General features: G+C 67.7%; 13 protein-coding genes. All 13 read right to left on the reverse strand.

What is annotated here, in order from left to right:
• Positions 1-25: 25 nt before the first annotated feature.
• The 13 genes from ACXJKM_RS28910 to ACXJKM_RS28970 all read right to left on the reverse strand — a co-directional run bounded on the left by ACXJKM_RS28910 (position 26) and on the right by ACXJKM_RS28970 (position 17,593).
• On the reverse strand, positions 26-1,846 hold the full coding sequence (locus ACXJKM_RS28910) for a hypothetical protein (RefSeq protein WP_457356506.1): 1,821 nt from the start codon (positions 1,844-1,846) through the stop codon (positions 26-28).
• A 353-nt stretch (positions 1,847-2,199) separates the two neighbouring features.
• Entirely contained in the window at positions 2,200-3,348 is a 1,149-nt protein-coding gene (locus tag ACXJKM_RS28915) for a hypothetical protein (protein WP_457356507.1), read from the reverse strand.
• Positions 3,349-3,409: 61 nt separating this feature from the next.
• Positions 3,410-3,988, reverse strand: a complete 579-nt coding sequence (locus ACXJKM_RS28920) for a hypothetical protein (protein ID WP_457356508.1) — start codon at positions 3,986-3,988, stop codon at positions 3,410-3,412.
• Positions 3,985-5,433 carry a nucleoside hydrolase-like domain-containing protein gene (locus ACXJKM_RS28925; RefSeq protein WP_457356509.1) on the reverse strand — a complete coding sequence of 483 codons (1,449 nt, stop codon included), beginning with the start codon at positions 5,431-5,433 and terminating at the stop codon, positions 3,985-3,987. The genes ACXJKM_RS28920 and ACXJKM_RS28925 overlap by 4 nt, the downstream gene beginning before the upstream one ends.
• A 17-nt stretch (positions 5,434-5,450) precedes the next feature.
• A complete protein-coding gene (locus ACXJKM_RS28930; RefSeq protein WP_457356510.1) occupies positions 5,451-6,368 on the reverse strand; it encodes an alpha/beta hydrolase in 918 nt (305 codons plus the stop codon).
• A 24-nt stretch (positions 6,369-6,392) separates the two neighbouring features.
• Entirely contained in the window at positions 6,393-7,385 is a 993-nt protein-coding gene (locus tag ACXJKM_RS28935; protein WP_457356511.1) for a hypothetical protein, read from the reverse strand.
• Positions 7,386-7,422: 37 nt separating this feature from the next.
• Positions 7,423-8,373 carry a PA14 domain-containing protein gene (locus tag ACXJKM_RS28940; RefSeq protein ID WP_457356512.1) on the reverse strand — a complete coding sequence of 317 codons (951 nt, stop codon included), beginning with the start codon at positions 8,371-8,373 and terminating at the stop codon, positions 7,423-7,425.
• A 97-nt stretch (positions 8,374-8,470) separates the two neighbouring features.
• Positions 8,471-9,967, reverse strand: coding sequence for a tryptophan halogenase family protein (locus ACXJKM_RS28945; RefSeq protein ID WP_457356513.1), 1,497 nt, complete (start codon positions 9,965-9,967; stop codon positions 8,471-8,473).
• Between the two features lie 63 nt (positions 9,968-10,030).
• Entirely contained in the window at positions 10,031-12,889 is a 2,859-nt protein-coding gene (galA, locus tag ACXJKM_RS28950) for a beta-galactosidase GalA (protein WP_457356514.1), read from the reverse strand.
• Positions 12,886-13,989, reverse strand: a complete 1,104-nt coding sequence (locus ACXJKM_RS28955; protein ID WP_457356515.1) for a glycoside hydrolase family 5 protein — start codon at positions 13,987-13,989, stop codon at positions 12,886-12,888. The genes galA and ACXJKM_RS28955 overlap by 4 nt, the downstream gene beginning before the upstream one ends.
• A 93-nt stretch (positions 13,990-14,082) precedes the next feature.
• Entirely contained in the window at positions 14,083-15,723 is a 1,641-nt protein-coding gene (locus tag ACXJKM_RS28960; protein WP_457356516.1) for an alpha-L-fucosidase, read from the reverse strand.
• A 90-nt stretch (positions 15,724-15,813) separates the two neighbouring features.
• Positions 15,814-15,960 (reverse strand): hypothetical protein, encoded by a 147-nt coding sequence (locus tag ACXJKM_RS28965; protein ID WP_457356517.1) that lies wholly within the window; start codon positions 15,958-15,960, stop codon positions 15,814-15,816.
• A gap of 70 nt (positions 15,961-16,030) precedes the next feature.
• Positions 16,031-17,593: a family 43 glycosylhydrolase gene (locus tag ACXJKM_RS28970; protein WP_457356518.1), complete on the reverse strand. Its 1,563-nt coding sequence runs from the start codon at positions 17,591-17,593 to the stop codon at positions 16,031-16,033.
• Between the last annotated feature and the right edge of the window lie 85 nt (positions 17,594-17,678).

Here is a 17,678-nt window from a genome sequence, read left to right on the forward strand (position 1 = left end):
TACCTGCAGCGCGATGTTCGCAGCCCTACCTCTTCCGGTTGCCGCCGCTGAGGTCACTTGCCGGTTGCCCGGCCTTGCCTTGCTGCTCCTGCGTGGCTTTGATGAAGGGTTGCGCCATCTCCAGGGCGTAGCTGAGTTCCACCTTTTGCATCACGCTTTCCTTGTCGACCGTCCACTCCTTGAAGGGCGCGTCGGGCACGGGGTCGCGGCGCATCTCGGCGAGGATGTCGCCACGGGTTACGCCTGCGTTGAGGCGACCCTGCCACTGCCTGGCCCATTGAGCCGTGGGCTCGTCGCGCATGTTCTGTACTAGCGAAACGAGAGTCTGGTGTGCCTCGTCTGCATTGCCGGCATAGGCGTAGGCCAGCGCTGCGGAACGCGCGAGCGCGTCGACTTCGCGCGCGGTCTGCCAGGCCGAGATGACACCCTGCAGCGCAGCACTGTCTGGGGCATCCGTGGCGGCCACTTCGGTCTTGAAGACGGCCAAGGCAGCTTCCGGCGATTGCGGGTTCAAGCCGCGGGCGCGCTGCAGATGGCCCTGGGCGGCCTGGAGATAGGCGCGCCTGGCATCGCCCTCGTTGCGCTCGGCCAGGCGCAGATTAGCCATGCCCAACAGATACCGGGCCTCGAAGTTGGCGTCATCCCCTTGCAGGACGGCATTCAGCGCCGGCAGGGCGTCCTGCGGGTTGCCCCAGTCGATCTGCGCCCGGCTCAAGGTGAGGCGGGCCAGGTCGTCGTTCGGGAACTGCGCCGCCAGGCCGGCGACCTTCTTCAGCAGCGCCTCCCCGGCTGGCCGGTTCGGGCACGCCTTCAAGGCGGCATCCGCCAGCACGAATTCGCCCGCCGCGCGGGGCAGCGCATGGAACCTCAGCCGTGCAGCCGGAAGGGATGGTTGTGCCACCCGCAGGGCCTCCATGCCCCGAAGGCCATACCGCCACATCACCGCGCTGATCTCGGATGCCTTGACGTTGTAGGCCCGTTCGAAGGCCGTCGTCGGGGAAGCGCCGCGGTCCACGAGCCCGAGATACCGGTTCAGGCGCTTGCGCCTGTCTTCCGTTGACAGCATGTAGTGCGTCAACAGCCAGGACTTCGCCTCGAACTCCAGGCGCACGCCCGCGTCGCCGGCGTAGTTGTGGGCGTTGGCGAGCCTGTGTTGCAGGACGTCGTCGTATTCGAGGCTGTACCTTCGGCCGTCATCGATGAACTTCAGGTAGCGGGCGATGGCTTTCGGTGTTCGACCCACCACCATCTGCTTTTCCGAGAACCGCACTGCGGAGAAGTACTGCGCGAAGCCATCGATGAACGACGTCGGGGTGCGGATGTCCGTATGGCGATAGAGAAAGTGCCGCGCATACGCCTCGAAGACATAGGACAGCGTGTCGTTCAGCGGGGACTTGTCCAGCTGCTCGTCGCGGAGGCTGGGGACGCGTTCCAGATGCACCCCGAACCCCTGGACGCCGGAGGTGCAGCTGCTGTACAGGCCCACGGCATCGGCCGGCACGCTGGCGTCGATCTCACCCAGGGCAGAGGCGCGGCTGTGGTAGTACAGCGTCAGCTTGGGTTCCGGCTGTTCGGCCTGGCGCAGGGGCTGGGTGTAGATGCGCAGCAGATGGTCGAGCTTCTCCAGGTTGTCCAGCAGCTGGGTGACGTCTTCCTGGCTGGCGTCGGAGTACACGACGAAGCGCTGGCTTTCGGCCCGGAACCACGCGGAGAGGTCGCCCCTCTTGCCGGCCACCACCACGCGCGGTTCCAGATTCGTCGGGCCGGATTGCTGGGCGCCAGCGGAGCAGGCCGACAGCAGACAGAGGGCGGCAGCGAGCGTGTTCGCCCAGGGTCCGTTGCGCATGGGAAATTCCTTTTCGATGTGTGAGAGGCGAGTGAGACGCCGCGGGTCCGATTTTCGTCGTCAGCGCGCGGCGGAATCACTGTCGCTGTTGTCTTTACTCGACTTCGCGTCTGTACGAAGGTCTGGTTAGCGACAGCCAGGTCGGCACGCGACGCTTCGCGGTGCGGCCGCCGTGGCCAGTCGCGGTTGCCTTGGTAAGGCCCGGCTTCCGGCATGGAGAAGAGTGCGCTAGGCAATGGCGAATCAGGGCGTGCACAGAGACGGTCTCGCGGACGCTGTCGCGACCATAGGGACTCTCCAGCGGCCAGGTGAGCTTTCCGGCTCAGCTTGCGACGCGCCAACGAGCAGAGCCGCTACCTGGGGTTTTGCTTCGTGCCTTCCGATGCCAAGCCCGCCAGCCGATTCTTGTCGTCGAGCACCAAGCGCTGCAGGATGCTGACGGTCTCGAAATCAGCCAGGTACAGGTAGCTTCGTTGATGGCCTGTCTCGTTGCGTTCAAGAAGAACGAACGATTGCAGTTTCCCCATCCGCTTGAACTCTTCCTGAGTGGCTTTTGCGTTGGGGCCGAGTTGGGCCCACAACGCCTCCGAAAACTGATCGGCCTTCAGCGTTCCACCGGCGGCGTCCGCGAAGATGGTTCTGAATCGTTGGTCGATGAGCGGGTCCGGGTCGGGAATGGGTGTGTACCCGTCAGCGAGATGCCGCTTCATGCCCGGCCGCAGCGGCAGGAGGGGCTGGCTCCGCTGCGCGGGCAGTTGAGCCATGTCATGGTAATGGCCGCCTTTCGCCAATTCCTTTTCCAGATTCAACGTGATGGAAGACTGCGGATTGACAGAGGAGGCAATGACGATGTCGCCGGACTGCAGGTCGTAAACGCTGGAATACTTGGTCGCGAATTCGCCTTGCTGCTTGCTGGCATCCAGGATCGGCAAGCCGTTTTCCAACGTGGGCTTTAGGTCCTTTTTCAGCAACTCCGCGAGTGCCTGCTGTCCATAGCCGAAGCCCCTTGACTGGACCGACCTGTCGAGATGGATCTGCCCGTTTCGGGCGCCGATGATGACCGAGGCGCCCGTCTTGTCGGCAATCATGATCCGGGCAGTTGAAAAGCTGGGCTCCCGGTATTTCCGATAAAACGCGATGGCTTCCTCGACCGTTGCGCAACTCTCCAGCATCCGTTCGCTGGGGTTGCCTCGAACCCTGAGCAATTGTTGGTCGGGCACGTACGGCTCTGCGAATCCGGCCACCCAGTCAAAGGCCAAGCCAGCGGTATTGACGCCTCCCTGTGCCCAGTCGTTGTCGAATCCGACATAGGCCACCCCGTGGTAGCCCTTTTCAGCTGGCAGGAACCAGATGCGGGTGACTGGATTGGAATAGTCTTCATTGTTGAAGAACAACGTTTTTCTTGCATCGGTGAGCACAAAAATCGTGCAGGCGTCGTTGGGTGAAGCGAAGGCGACGCCCAATAGCAGCGCAAGGAGAAACTTCAACGAGATGTTTTTCATGTTCGGCGATGGTTCGAAGGTCGCGGATCTGTTGATCGACGCGGGAACGTGAGCAAGGCTGTCAGGGCGTGCACATGAACGGCCGGGCCGGAGCCGCCGTGACTGCGGCCGCAATCTCCACTTGTGCGGCCAGTTTCGGCAGGGTTTGCTTGAGTGCGGCGAGGGCCTCTGCGGTGTCACGGCGTAGCGTGATGGTGTCCTTGTCGAGCACGAAGTTGCCGATGTACACGGCCCGCCCCGCTGGCAGATGGAATGCCCGGTTACCTTCTGGGAACTGGGCGCCGCCGACTTCGTTGCTACGGTTGAAGGCGCTGTAGATGTAGTGACCTGCGGGCACCTCGAAGGCGAAGAAGCGTGTCGGCCCAGCGACGCCGGGCGCGCCGGCCTCGATCCGGTTGTACGAAAAGCAATTGCCCGTGATCTTTTGCTGGGGCACGTCGTACTGGTCCAGGACCACCCCGAACCGTTCGAAGCGCCAGGGGCGATCAACCGTGACGCCGACCACGGCGATGGCGCGCTCACCGTGCGGATCCAGCGCCGCGCCGTCGTAGGGCTTGGCTGCGTTGATCACGCATCCCGTCAACCAGCCGGTCGCGGCGAGGGCGAGCCAGCGCGCCGCGTGGCGTTGTCGACGCGTCATGGGGCCTTCGGCTCGATGTGCAGGATGACGCGCTGGTAGCGGGTGAGGGCGGGCGTGCCCTTGTCGGTGACCTGCACGATGACGTGGGCGGTGGCCGGCGCGTCCACCTCGGGTGTGCGCAGGCCGATGCGGGCTTGAACCTCGGTGCCCAGCGGCAGCGGGGCTTTCAGCGTGCCGGCCTCGGGGTAGGCCAGCCACAGGAAGCTCAGGCTGTCGCCGTCGGGGTCGCTGCTGGGACTGGCGTCGAGGGCGACCCAGTCGCCGCCGCGTACATGCAGCTCGGTGGCATGGGCCAGGCGCACGACCGGCGCGTGGTTGGCCTCGGCAGGCGCACGCGTCGTCCACAGCAGGCGGGCGGCGAAGTCGTTCTGGATGGCCTCGCGCCAGCGCCACAGCGTCACGAGCGCATCGTTGAACTCACGCTCCCCGGCCTTGACGGGGCGGCCGTAAGCTGCAGGAACAACGGGCCGGAAGCGATCCACGGCATTGGTCCAGATCGGGCGCGTCTCGGTCTCGACGGGCACGCCGCCGGTGAAGCCGTCCGGGTCGGTGTCCTCGCGGCGCGGGGTGTAGAGCTCGTAGCGCCCGCCCCAGCCGCCCCAGTTCGGGTGCTCGGGCGCGTTCAGGCCGTTGGGGATGAGGCCGAGGAAGGAGGGCGTGTCGCCTTCCATGCCGTAGGCGATGTCGGGGTAGGCGGCGCCCAGCGGGCCGTGGCCCTGCTGGATGTTGCGGACGATCCAGGCGTTGCTGACGTGCTGGTTGTCGATGCCCTCGATCTCGCGGTGGATCGCGGCCCAGGTGGGGCGCGCATAGCTGCCGGGGCTGACGATGTAGAAGAGGCCCGGGAACTCGCGGCGCAGCCAGGCGCCGGTGTCGTCCTGGTCGGAGATGGTGTAGACGCGCAGGCGGCTGACGGCCGCGTCGACGGCTGCTTTCGGGTGCGTGCGGCGCAGGCTGTGCAGGGCCTGCGCCAGCGTGTTGGCCCCACCCCAGACGCTGACCCACAGCGGGCGAGGGTCGGGGCGTTCGAGCTCGCGCAGCAGCAGCTCGGAGCCGGGGCTGTCGCGCCCGTCACCGATGGCCTGCAGGCCGTAGCCGGGCTGCCCCGTCACGACGCGGGCCAGCAGCAGCGCGGCATCGGGGTAGGCGCGGTCGTGCTGGCGCAGGCTTGGCAGGACCTGGGCGTAGCGCTGGATCACCCGTTTGATCGACTCGGGATGCACGCCCTGCTTCATGTGCACCGAGGTCGTGGCCACGAGGCCGCGCAGGTCGATGTCGTTGGCGTAGAGCAGCAGCCGCACCAGGGACTGGGTGTCGTCCGGCTCGTTCTCGATGTCGGTGAGTACAACGAGGCGCGGCTTGACGGCCGGCGCTTCGGGCGCGGCTGAAGCACCGCCTGACAGCATGAGCGCGCCGAGCAGCGCAGTGAATGCGAGTCTGAGCATGTAGATCGGGATCCTGCTCAGCGGAACAGCCGCTGCGAGAAGTGGAAGAGGTTCTCGGCCCAGCTCTCGCGGTCATGGCCGGACTCGTCCACGTTCCACAGGTGCGGGATGCCGCGCTCCTTCAGCGCGCGGTGCACGGTCTGTGAGACGTTGATCAGGCCGTCCTTGTTGCCGCAGGACAGGTAGAGCAGCGCGAGCTGGCGCCGCGCGGCGGCAGGGTCGGGCAGCAGTTCGGTGGCCGGCTTGGTATTGGGTGCCGAGGAGAACCCGCCCACTGACGCAAAGGTGTCGAGGTGGGCCAGGCCGAAGTTCAGCGACTGGCCGCCGCCCATCGACAGGCCGGCCAGCGCACGGTGCTGGCGGTCTGCCAGCGTCGGGTACTTGGCGTCGACCGCCGGGATCAGGAACTCGATCAGGTCGCGCTCGAACTTGGCAAACCCGGCCGCGTTCTCCGCCGTGAACACGCGGTCCGCGGGCGGCGAACTGTCATCGAGCAGCGCGCGGCCATTGGGCATGACGACGATCATCGGCAGCGCCTTGCCGTCGGCAATCAGGTTGTCCAAGACGTTGTTGGCCCGCACATAGCCTTGCCATTCGTGCTGGTTGCCGCCGATGCCGTGCAGCAGGTAGAGCACCGGGTAGCGCTGCTGCGCCGAGTAGCCGGGCGGCAGGTAGACGACGGCCAAGCGCCGCGTGCCGGTGACGCCGGAGGCGTAGCTCAGCTCCTCGATGCGCCCCGGCGCCACGCTGGCGCGCGGGTCGGCGAAGCCGGCGGGCGGCGCGGGGAAGGCACGCACGTCGTCGGCGGCGAGGGTGATCGGGCGGCCAAAGTTGGCGCGCGCCCGATCAGGCGTGACGGTCTCGACGCCTTGCGCCGGAGCGGCGGTGGCGAGTGCCAACAGGGCGATGGTGGCCAGGGTCTTGGTGTATTGCATTTGGAGTGCTTGTTTCCGAAGTGATCAACCCTTGCGGCCGCGCCGCCAGGCGTCGACCACCTGTTTTGCCAGCGCGTCGGCCTCGCGTTGCTGCGCGGCGGTGAGGGGTGCCGACGGGTTCATCTGTGATACCGCATCGATTACCTTTTCCATCCCCTTTGCCATGCCCGGAATTTGCTCTTCCGTGATCTGCAGATAGGCATTCTTATAGCCGCTACGTTGTGTCGGCGTAATGCCCAGGTCGCGCGCCATATCGCCCGATGCCATGGCAAACGACATCAATGTGTTGCGATCACCCGCCAGCGCAGCTTTGCGCACATCGGCCTGCAGCCTGGCGAGCAGCGCCGGGTCCGCCTTGTCCTTGGCGTCGGGAGCCTGCAGAGATTGCAGGTAGGCCATCGCCGCTCCTGCAGCACCGCCCTCATAGGCTTTTTGCAGGAGCTCACCGCTGCGCGCCAGCGTGGCGGCGTCAAAGACCTGGCAGCGACGCTGCTCGCGCTGGGCGTTGGTGATCGTCTCGTTGCTCACGCCCTCCTCGCCGCCCATGTCCTTGAGCGCCTTCTTGACATTGGCTGGCATCAGGTCCGGTTGATCGCGGAGGGCGAAGAGGGCTTCCGGGACCTTGGACATCATTGAGCAATGCTGAAGCGTCTGGGCCGCTTTCAGCGCATCCTCCGCAGTCCCGCCGTTCAGGCCCAGCTGCACCTTGCGCAGCGACTCGGTCGGCGATTCGCCTTCGGGCGGTGCTGCGACATTGGCGCGACCGGGCAGCACGGGCCTGCTCGCGGCAGGCGTCGGTACTGCCTGGACCGCGACGGCTGCGGCGCTGGCTGCTTCGGCTGGTGTTGCGAGCGCTGCGGGCATTACGGGCGCCGAAGCCTGCACGGCAACCGGTGCTTCGCCGGCCGGCTTGTGACCGTACAGCCAGGCAGCGGCGCCGCCGGCAAGCAGCAGCACCGCGGCGCCCACCGCATTGCGCGTTCGGTGGCTGGCCTGATCCTTCTGTGTCTTCTTCATCTTGTGTTCTCCCTGGGACCGTCGAATGTCGCCGTGCCTACTGCGGGGCCGAGGCGGCTGCGGCTGCGGCCGGCGGGCGCCCGAGCAGCCGGCGGGGGATGTACTGGTAGTCCTTGCCGTCCGGCTTCTTCCAACCCAGGATCAGCGCGAGACCGTAGCCAGGCCCCTGGAAGTAGCGCACACGGAAATTGCGCAAACCCTTGGCCAGCTTCACGGTTTCCATCAGCGGATAAGCCGCATGGATGCCGTCGTTGTTGATCACCTCCACGTCATCGATGGTGAGGATGGCCCCATCATCAGACAGCAGCATGAGGTCCATGGTGAGGTCCTGCGGCATGTTGACGGTGAAGCGGATGTCCAGCCCGAACCATTCGTTCATGTCCAGGCCAGGGAAGCCCTCGCGGTGGTCGCGCGGCGTGATGTCGAGCTGGGCCAGGCAAACGGTCTTGATGGGTTTGCGCCGGCGCATTTCGTTCACCGACTTGGYGTCCGGTCGGAGGCGGTAGACCTCGGCCACCATCGGCCGGTCCGGTGAGTCCGCGCATTCCTCAAACAGCTTGGCCGGCGCCGCGCTGCTGGCCGCCGGGGCAGGCGCTGGCGGCGGGGCCACGCTGACAGCSGGCGGTGCCGGCGCCACCGCCACCACCGGCGCGACGGCTTGCGGCACGGGCGCGACCTTGGGCACCTCGATCACCGGGAGTTCGGGCATGGGCGGCATGCTCGGGGGCGGCAGRTCGGGCATCTTKGGGGCGGGTGGCGGGGGCTCGGGAGGCTTTGGCGGGGTCTTGAGCTCAACGATGCTCACATCCGTGATGCGGGGCTTCTCTGGGGGCGGCACGCGGGTGCGCCACATCAGCACCGCCGCCAGCAGGATGAGATGGACGATCACCGCAATGGTCAGCGCATAGCCGTTGACCCCCCGCCGCCATTGCTGCTGCTGTCCGGTTTCGGTGGTGGGCTTGCCGGCCTCGGGTGGAATCGGGTTCATGGTCTTCTACTTCAGCAACTTAAAACGGGTTCATGGGCATAGATGGGAGCCTGCCACCGCCAGCGCCAGGCGGCACGGCGGCGGGGCGGGGCGCCGTTCATGCACCGCCCCTGGCCAACCCCTGGCCAAGGAAGGCCTCATGCGAGGGGAGCCGGGCAACCGACTCGGCGATGGCGTGGCGGCGCTGCTGCAGGGCCTGTCGCGCCTCGTCGGGCGGCATTTCCTGCAGAACCGGGTCGGTGCGTTCGGGCCAGTGCTGCATGCCGGCATGGATGGCCAGCCAGCTGTGCTCGTCAAAGCCCTCGTCGCCCTGCAGGTGCAGCAGGCCCAGGCGGCGCCAGGCGTCGATCTTGAAGGCCAGCGTCTCGGGCAGTTCCATCGCCGCCATGTCGCGCCACAGCGCGCTGTCGCGGCGTGCCGTGAGGCAGTAGTGAAGGATGATGAAGTCGCGGATGCGGCTGAACTCGCGCACGGCCCGCGCGTTGTAGTCGGCCACCACGCCCTCGCTGATCGGCTGACCGGACGTTAACAAGCCCATCAGGTGGCCCAGGCCACTCTGGATCAGGAAGATGCTGGTCGATTCCAGCGGCTCGAGGAAGCCCGAAGACAGGCCGAGGGCCACGACGTTGTGGACCCAGAAGCGCTCGCGGTGGCCGGTGGTGAAGCGCAGCAGCCGCGGTTCGGCCAGGGGCTTGCCGTCCAGCTGCTGCAGCAGCTGATCGCGCGCGCGGTTGGCGTCGATATGGCGGCTGCTGAAGACATGGCCATGCCCGGTGCGGCTTTGCAGCGGGATGCGCCAGGCCCAGCCGCCTTCGAGCGCGGTCGCGCGGGTGTAGGGCGTCAGCGCTGTGCCGGTGCGCTCGCAGGGGCAGGCCCAGGCGCTGTCCACCGGCAGCCAGCGGCTGAAGTCGACGAAGGGTTCTTCCAGCGTTTTGCCCAGCAGCAGCGAGCCGAAGCCGGAGCAGTCGATGAAGAGGTCGCCTTCGATCTCGCGGCCATCGGCCAGCCTGAGGCTGTGAACGCCGCCGTCGGCGCGCCGCGTGACGCCGACGATGCGACCGTCGGTGCGGCGCGCGCCACGGCCGAAGGCCAGGCGGCGCAGGAAGCCGGCATAGAGGGTGGCGTCGAAGTGATAGGCGTATTTGTAGGGTGCGCGGCCCTCGTCGTCGGGCGGCACGAAGCGGCCCTGCATGGCCATGACGGTGGGCAGGCACTGCTCGCCAAGGCCGCCGAGCGCCGGGTCGGCCAGGCGCCGGTACTGGCCCCACAGCGCGTGCGGCCCCTGCATCTCGCCGAAGTCGCCGAAGGTGTGGAAATAGCGTTCGCCCTGCACCCGCCAGTCGCGGAACTCGATCCCCAGCTTGTAGGTGCCGTGCGTGGCGCGCAGGAATTCGGCCTCGTCGATGCCGATCAGCCGGTTGTAGGTGCGGATGGACGGGAAGGTCGCCTCGCCGACGCCGATGATGCCGATCTCCTCGGACTCCACCACCTCCACGGTGCTGCGCCCCTTCAGGCCGGTGGCGATGGCGGCGGCGGTCATCCAGCCTGCGGTGCCCCCGCCCACGATGACGATGCGATTGAAGCTCTGGCTCATGAGGGGCTCTTTGGGTTCAGCTTGCCGGTTCCAGATGGGCGGTGGGGTCGCAGATGGCGCGGCTCAGAAGGCGTCGAGGGTCAGGTTGCCCAGGTCCAGGCCGTCGCCGCGGGCACGCAGCGTGGCGCGGCCCGGGCTGCCGGTGGATTGCAGGATCACCTGTGCTTGGCCGTTGAACACGCTGCGCTGCCAAGGCGCAGCGGCGGTGGAGGTGCGCAGCGTGGCCCAGCGCCGGCCGCCTTGTGCGTCGTCGAAGAGCTTGCGCGTGCCGCCAGCGGGCGTGGCGAAGACCAGGCTGAGCGTGTTGATGTCCTTCAACTGCGCCGGGTCGAGGTCGATCACGCCCATGGCTTCCTCGGACCGCGGTGTCACCGGGCGGCCGTTCAGGTAGACCTGCACACCGGGTGCGATGTCGCCCACGAACAGCGATGCGCGTCTTGCCGTCGCAGGCGGGCGCGCAAAGCTGGCATGCACCACGTTCCAGGCGCTGTCGGCCGGTTGCGCGTCGGCGGGCACCCAGGCGAAGGGGTCACGCCCCTTGGCCTCGCCGGCACCGGCCAGCAATGCCGCGGCGTCTTCCGAACGTGCCACGCCTTGCAGGCGCCAGTGGCCGAGCGCGGCGTAGCGATGGAACTCGGCCGGCTTGTCGGCCTCGTGAGAACCCGGGTCACCGTTGCCCATGCCGATCAACCGCGCGGGGCCTGAAACCTCGAAGCTGAGGCGCTGGTTGGCGGTGGGAACGACGCGGCCCTCACGGTCAACGACGCTGACACGCACCACCGCCACGTCGTCGCCGTCGGCGCGGATGCGTGCGCGGTCCGCCGTCAGCCGCACGGCGCTGCCGTCGCCGGTGGTGGCCACGGTCTCGGTCACGACCAGCTTGCCGGCCTGGTAGCCGCGCGCCGTCAGGCTGCCCGGCGCGTAGGGCACGCTCCACTGCAGGTGGGCGTAGCGCGCCAGCGGCTTGCGGCCGAGCGAGCTGCCGTTCAGCAGCAGTTCCACTTCGTCGGTGTTGGCGTAGACGCGCACGTCGACGGGCTGGCCTTCTCGGCCGGGCCAGTTCCAGTGGGGCAGCACATGCACCATCGGCTCGGACGTCCAGGCAGCCTTCAGGTAGTAGCCGCTGTCCTTCAACGCACCGGTCGTGTCCATCATGCCGAACTGCGAGGAGACGGCGGGCCAGCCGTAGGGCGTGGTCTCGCCGCGGTAGTCGAAGCCGGTCCAGACGAACATGCCGGCCATGAAGGGGCGCTCGGCGTTGAAGCGCCAGGCCTCCTCGATGGACGCTGTCGATGCGCCGCCGGAGCGCTTGTCGTAGGCGGCGACGTGCACCCGCGCCGGGTCGTCGGCGTAGATGCCGCGCGTGGCATAGGTCAGGCCTTCCTCGGTAACGACAGACGCACGCTCGGGGAAGCGCTTGTGCATCGCGTCGATGTCGTGCTGCGCCTTGTAGTTGAAACCCAGCACCTCGGAGCCTACTGCCGTGCCTTCGGGCCCGCCGGAGCTGGACGCAGCCAGCGTCGCAGGGCGCGTCGGGTCCATGCGCTTGACGATGGCCTGCATCTCGCGCGCCAGGCGGGTGCCGATCTCGCTGTTCTCGATGGCCCATTCCTCGTTGCCCACCGACCACAGGATGACGGACGGGTGGTTGCGGTCGCGCCGCACCATGCGTTCCATCTCGTCGCGCAACTGCGGCGCGGTGCCCATCATGCGGTGCTCGTCAATGACGAGGATGCCAAGGCGGTCGCAGGCGTCCAGCAGTTCGGGCGTGGCCGGGTGGTGGGCCGAGCGGATCGCGTTCACACCCATGTCTTTGAGCATCTTCAGCCGCGCGTCGTGCATGGCGTCAGGCAGCGCGACGCCAATGCCGGCATGGTCCTGGTGGTTGTTGGTGCCGTGCAGCTTGACGTGCTGGCCGTTCAGGAAGAAGCCCTGGTTCGCGTCGAAGCGGAGGGTGCGGATGCCGAACGGCGTGTCGTATTTGTCGACCACCTGGCCGCCGCGCTTGACCTGCGTCGTCAGCGTGTAGCGCTGCGGCGTCTGCAGCGACCACAGCTTCGGTGCGGTCACGCGCAGCGTGGCGCTGGCCTCGGCGGTGGCGTCCGCCGCCACGCGCCGGGTGGGCACGCTGCCCCGCGCGACGACGTGCCCCTCGGGGTCGCGCAGCTCGTGTTCCAGGCTGAACGACTCGGCGGCCTTGCCGTCGTTGCGCACCGTCACGTCGACGGCCACGTCGGCGCGGTTGCCGTTCACCGTGGCGCGCACGAAAGTGCCCCAGTGGTCCACATGCAGTGGCTCGGTCTGGGTCAGCCAGACGTGGCGGTAGATGCCGGCACCTTCGTACCACCAGCCTTCCTGCGTGCTGGCGTCCACGCGCACGGCGACGACGTTGCGGCCGCCATAGTGCAGGTAGTTGCTGATGTCGACGCGAAAGCTCGAGTAGCCGCTGGCCTCGTGGCGCAGGTAGTGGCCGTTGACCCAGACCACGCTGTCGCGGAAGACGCCGTCGAACTCCAGCGCGATGCGCTTGCCCTTCGCGGACGCAGGAACAGCGAGTTCGCGCCGGTACCAGCCGACGCTGTTCTCCGGAAAAGCCCTGCCGATGGCCTTGGAGCCGTGCGTCGTGCTGCCGCGTGCGTCGAAGGGCAGTTCCACCGCCCAGTCGTGCGGCAGGTCGACGCGGCGCCACGGCCGGTCGTCGAACTCGGCCGATGCGGGGCCGTCGCCAAAGCCGGCCTTGGCGAAGAAGAAGGCCCGCGTGCTGTGGTCGAAGTCTTGCGCCGGGTCATGCGCGTGGCCGAGCGCGAAGCGCCAGCCGTCGTCGATGCGGGTGCGCTGGCGCGGGTTGTCACTGGCTGCAGCGGGCCCTGCGCACAGCGCCAGCGCAAGCAGCCAGGTGGAAAAACGGGAGAGTTTGCTCATGGCAGCTTGGCAGCGTTGACGATGAGTTCAATGACGGCGTCCTTGCGCGCGCCAGTCTTGCGGTCGAACAGGCCGCCGGTGTCCCAGTAGACGGGCACCATGCCGTGGCGCACGGCCGAGCCGGTGATGTACTCGTTCCAGTACATGCGGTAGCGGTCCATGCCTGGGTAGGCGCGCTTCATGGCGACGGCGTATTCACCCAGCACCACCGGCACGCCCTTGTCGATGAAGGCGGCCTTCAGCGCCTGGAAGGCGGCATCGACCTGGGGCTCGTTGGCCCAGGTCACGGTGGCGGCAGGGTCGGTGGCGATCTTGCCCCACTGCCAGATCTTGCTCTTGTCGTCGATGGTGAAGGGGAAGGGGTCGTAGTAGTGCACTTCCATCATCAGCCGTGCGGGCACGGTGTCGGCGGGCAGCTTGGCGTTGCATCCCAGTGCATCGATGTGACTCGTGTTGTAGGACTGCACGATGAGGTGGCGCTTGGCGTTATTGCCGCCGGTGGCGCGCACGGTGTTGACGAAGGTCTGGTTGAAGCTGTTCTGCACCGTGCAGTTTTCGGGCGTGGGCCGGCCGTATTCCTTCTCGATGTGCACTTCGTTCGTGCCGGCGAACAGCAGGTGGTCGTCGTAGCCCTCAAAGTTCTTGGCGATCTGGGTCCAGAACTTCGTCAACCTGGCATTGACCTCGGCCTGCTTGGCGTAAGTGGGGTGGTCCGCCCAGCCGCCGTCCCAATGGGTGTTGAGCAGCACGTACAGCCCGGCCTTGCGGGCGTAGTCCACCACCTGCGTGACGCGGGCCATCCAGGCGGGGCTGATGTTGCCGTTGGCATCGGCGTACTGGTTCCAGGCCACCGGGATGCGCACGGTGTTGAAGCCGGCTGCTTTGAAGGCGTTCATCACCACCTGGTTGGCGGGTGGGTTGCCCCAGGCGGTTTCGCTCGGTACGGCATCGAGCGTATTGCCCAGGTTCAGGCCGGGCGACATCTCACGGGAGAGCTGCAGGCTGGTCAATTCGCGCATGCCGGTGCCGTCGGCGGCGCAAGCCGCAAACGCGCAGGCCAGCCCGAGGGGCAGCAGAAGCGTCGAAAGAATGGTCTTCATGGGTTTCTCAGTGAACATCGGCGACGGCGTATCCGTCTTCAGCGCAAGGGTTCCAGGATCACCGCGGCGCCGCCGCGATGACCAGGTTCAGCTTCATGCCAGCCCTGCGCCGCGGATCTTCAGCGCCACGGCCGGCGTGCCGGCGAGGCCCTCGGGCAGCTTCACCTCCAGCCCCTTGCGGCTGCGCGTGAAGGCCAGGCTGTCCGTCGAGCCCAGCACCTCCACGCGCTCGATGGCACCCGGCGCCAGCGCCGAGTCCTGTGCCAGCGCCTGGATGCGCAGCAGGCCACCCTTGGGCCAGCCCAGTGCGATGGCGTAGAGGGCGCCGCCCTTGGTCGTGAAGCGGATGTCCTCGGCGCCGAAGTGCGCCTTGCCTTCGCTGAACATGCCGCCGCCCACGCGGGTCGGGCCTTCGCCGAAGCTGCGCCAGGGCCGTGTGCCGTGGATGGCCTCGCCATTGCGGCCCATCCACTCGGCCATCTGCTCGAGGAAGCGGCGCTCGTCGGCATCGATGCTGCCGTCACCGCGCACGGGGATGGACAGCAGCAGGTTGCCGTTCTTGGAGACGATGTCGCACAGGCTGTGGATCACGCTGGCGGCCGACTTGTAGCTGTGGTTGTTGAACACGCCACGGTTGTAGTGCCAGTCGCCGATGCAGGTGTCGGTCTGCCAGGGCAGCGGCTCGATGCCTTCGCGCTGGCCGCGCTCGACGTCCTCGACGACACCGGCACGGCGCTCGGGCGGCAGCACCTTGGCATTGACAACGGCCTCCAGCTTGCCGCCGTGCCAGGCCATGCTGGCGTTGTAGTAGTGCGCCGTGATGTCCAGCCCGGCCTGGCCCAGGGGCAGGCCGGAGTTGTCGAAATAGACGAGGTCGGGTCGGTAGCTGTCGATGAGGTCGCGGCAGCGCAGGAACCACTGGCGGGTGAACGCCGGGTTGTGCGGCGGCGCCTTCTCGTCCCAGACGCGGTCGTTCTGCTCATGCCACTCGTTGGCCGTGCGGATGGTGTTGATGCCGTCGGGCATGACCATGTTGCGGCCGGTGTAGAGGTCTTGCGGATCCAGGCCTTCCCACCAGGTGCCCTTGCCGTCAGCCTTGGTCAAGCGGTAGGCGTCGTAGCGCTGGCCGGCCAGCGGGCCTTCGGGGTCGTAGCCGTAGGCCGTCTGCAGCCAGTGCCAGGCATGCGCCGAATGGTTGCTGACGCCAAAGCGCAGGCCCTTGGCACGCGCCACCTTGGCCCATTCGCCGACGAGGTCGCGCTTGGGGCCGACGCGCACTGAGTTCCAGCCGTGGTACTTGGAATCGTAGGCGTCGAAGTTGTCGTGATGGTTGGCCAGCGCGACGAAATACTTGGCGCCGGCCTTGGCGTAGAGGTCCATCAGGGCCTCGGGCTCCCAGGCCTCGGCCTTCCAGCGGTTCTGCATCTCCATGAAGCCGACCTTGGTCGGGTGGCCATAGGTGCGCACGTGGTGGTCGTACTGCCAGTTGCCCTGGGTGTACATCTGGCGGGCGTACCAGTCGCCCATCTCGGGCACGCACTGAGCGCTCCAGTGCGCCCAGATGCCGAACTTTGCGTCGCGGAACCAGTCCGGTGTGCGGTAGCCCTCGACGAGGGAGTCCCAGGTGGGCTTGAACGGGGCGGGCGCAGCCTGCGCCGCGGGCAGGCCGGTGGCGCCAGCGGCAGCGGTGGCGGCCTGAAGGAAGGAGCGGCGGGTCGGGAGATGTGCGGACATGGCGGTGTCAGATGTGGAGATGGGCATGGCGCGCCGAAGCACGCCATGCCCGTTTTGCGATGCCGGCCCTGTGGTTGCCGGTGGGGACGTTTACTTTGTAGCGTCGACCAGGGCCTTGATCAGGTCAGGCAGGCGCGGCGCACCGGTGTCAGCCATGCCGCTGCCACAGCCCTGGGCGTGAGCCAGCGCGGGCAGCGCTGACCACAAGCACAGGCCCTTCAATAACTTGGACTTCATGGATCAACCTTTCTCTTGCGGAAATGCTCGGCGCGAATGTCTCCGTCGCGCTCGGGCTTTGGGAGGGATCTCAGGGCTCGGGCCCGATGCCGTTGTAGCTGAAGCGGCGCAGGCGCACCTCGCCCTCGCCGGCGGCGAACAGCGCCGGCCGCAGGCTTGCAAGGCTGCCGGCGGCGGTCTGGTGCAGGGCTGAAACCTCAGTGAGCCACGGGTTGCAGGTCCAGGGACCGTCGCCGATCGCGTGCTCGAAGGTCACGAGGTGGCGGCGGTTCGTCACGCGCAGGCGGTGATGCTGCCCTTGCACGGCCTGCCGCATCCAGCCGTGGCGCTGGCCATAGCTGTAGGTGTGCATCTGGCCGTCGCCGATGCCCACGCCGACGAAGCCGCGCGCGTCATGGAAGAGAGCCAGCCCACCCTGGGCCGCACCTTCAAGCTCGAATTCGATCTCGGCGGTGTAGCTGCGATCGCCCGCGAGGCAGGTCAGCGGTGAGCAGTCGGACAACCCCGTGCCCTTGCCCCGCAGCGTCAGACCGGTGCCGTCATAGCGGGCGCGCTGCAGGTCCTCGGGCGTTGCGTCCTGGAAGGTCCACTGCAGGCCGAGGCGGTCATGCGTGAAGTCGTCGCTGAGCGAGAGACCCGCTGCCAGCACCGATCCACCGCGCGGCTTGCGCTGGGCCCGGTCGAGCGGGTCGCCATTGCTGCGCGGCCAGCCGTCACGCGTCCATTCGATCGGCGCCAGCAGCACCTGCCGCCCGAGGGTACGGTAGCCGCTTTCGTGGCCGTGGCACAGCATCCACCAGTCGCCTGCCTGGCCTTCCACCAGGCTGGCAGGGCCGCTGGTGCGCCACGGCCCGTCCGCTGCGCTATCGATCAGGCTGAACGGGCCGTCCTGCCAGGGCCCGGCGATGGAAGGCGCTCGCGCCACCTTGACCACATGGCCGTCAAGCGCGTTGGCGCCCTGGGCCTGGACGCGGTAGAAGAAGTCGCCCCGGCGCAGCAGCTTGGCGCCGGCGATCGCGGCCGGTGCGGCGCTGCGGGCCGTCTGGGCATGGACAAGCCCGCCGACGGTGGCCAGCCCGTCGTCCGTAAGGCCGACGCGCCGGTCGCCGTTGACGAAGAGATGGCGCCTGCCGTCCTCGCCCACGACATGGGCTGGGTCCAGGCATCCCTGCAGCTCCAGGTCGACGGGATCGCTCCAGGGCCCGCGGATGCTGTCGGCGTGCATGACGTGGATGCCGACCCCCTGAGGCCGTAGCAAGGGGAGGTAGAGGAAGTAGCGGCCGTTGTGCCGGACAAGATCCGTCGGCGAGCCCGTGCCGAGCGGCTGGTTCAGCGCCGCGGCGATGGGCACCCAGTTCACCAGGTCGCGTGAATGCCAGATCACGGCACCCGGACAGGACTGCCGCGACGAGAAGGTCATGTAGTAGTCGGGGCCGTCCTTCAGGATGGCGGGGTTGGGATGATCGCCGGCCACGACGGGGTTGCGAAAGCTTCCGTCGCCCAGGTCCGCCAGCCGCTGGCCGTCGATGCCGCGGCCCCAGGACTGGGTAGGGCGGGTCGTGCCTGCGCTGCCGAGGGCTGCCACCACGGCTGGATGCCGCGGAACCAGGGGCAGCGTGGCCGGCGTGTTCATGCCTTGGACACGAAATGGTCGTGCGCCCACGCGCGGCACGGCAGGCCGCCCGGCATCCGGGTCGGCTTGGCAGCGGCGGCCGCCA

The organism is Roseateles sp. P5_D6 (genome assembly GCF_054049415.1).

Bases quoted from the DNA above. Each gene is read 5' to 3' on its own strand.
- ACXJKM_RS28910 (WP_457356506.1), bottom strand. From the start codon at position 1,846: ATGCGCAACGGACCCTGGGCGAACACGCTCGCTGCCGCCCTCTGTCTG.
- ACXJKM_RS28915 (WP_457356507.1), bottom strand. From the start codon at position 3,348: ATGAAAAACATCTCGTTGAAGTTTCTCCTTGCGCTGCTATTGGGCGTC.
- ACXJKM_RS28920 (WP_457356508.1), bottom strand. From the start codon at position 3,988: ATGACGCGTCGACAACGCCACGCGGCGCGCTGGCTCGCCCTCGCCGCG.
- ACXJKM_RS28925 (WP_457356509.1), bottom strand. From the start codon at position 5,433: ATGCTCAGACTCGCATTCACTGCGCTGCTCGGCGCGCTCATGCTGTCA.
- ACXJKM_RS28930 (WP_457356510.1), bottom strand. From the start codon at position 6,368: ATGCAATACACCAAGACCCTGGCCACCATCGCCCTGTTGGCACTCGCC.
- ACXJKM_RS28935 (WP_457356511.1), bottom strand. From the start codon at position 7,385: ATGAAGAAGACACAGAAGGATCAGGCCAGCCACCGAACGCGCAATGCG.
- ACXJKM_RS28945 (WP_457356513.1), bottom strand. From the start codon at position 9,967: ATGAGCCAGAGCTTCAATCGCATCGTCATCGTGGGCGGGGGCACCGCA.
- galA (WP_457356514.1), bottom strand. From the start codon at position 12,889: ATGAGCAAACTCTCCCGTTTTTCCACCTGGCTGCTTGCGCTGGCGCTG.
- ACXJKM_RS28955 (WP_457356515.1), bottom strand. From the start codon at position 13,989: ATGAAGACCATTCTTTCGACGCTTCTGCTGCCCCTCGGGCTGGCCTGC.
- ACXJKM_RS28960 (WP_457356516.1), bottom strand. From the start codon at position 15,723: ATGTCCGCACATCTCCCGACCCGCCGCTCCTTCCTTCAGGCCGCCACC.
- ACXJKM_RS28965 (WP_457356517.1), bottom strand. From the start codon at position 15,960: ATGAAGTCCAAGTTATTGAAGGGCCTGTGCTTGTGGTCAGCGCTGCCC.
- ACXJKM_RS28970 (WP_457356518.1), bottom strand. From the start codon at position 17,593: ATGAACACGCCGGCCACGCTGCCCCTGGTTCCGCGGCATCCAGCCGTG.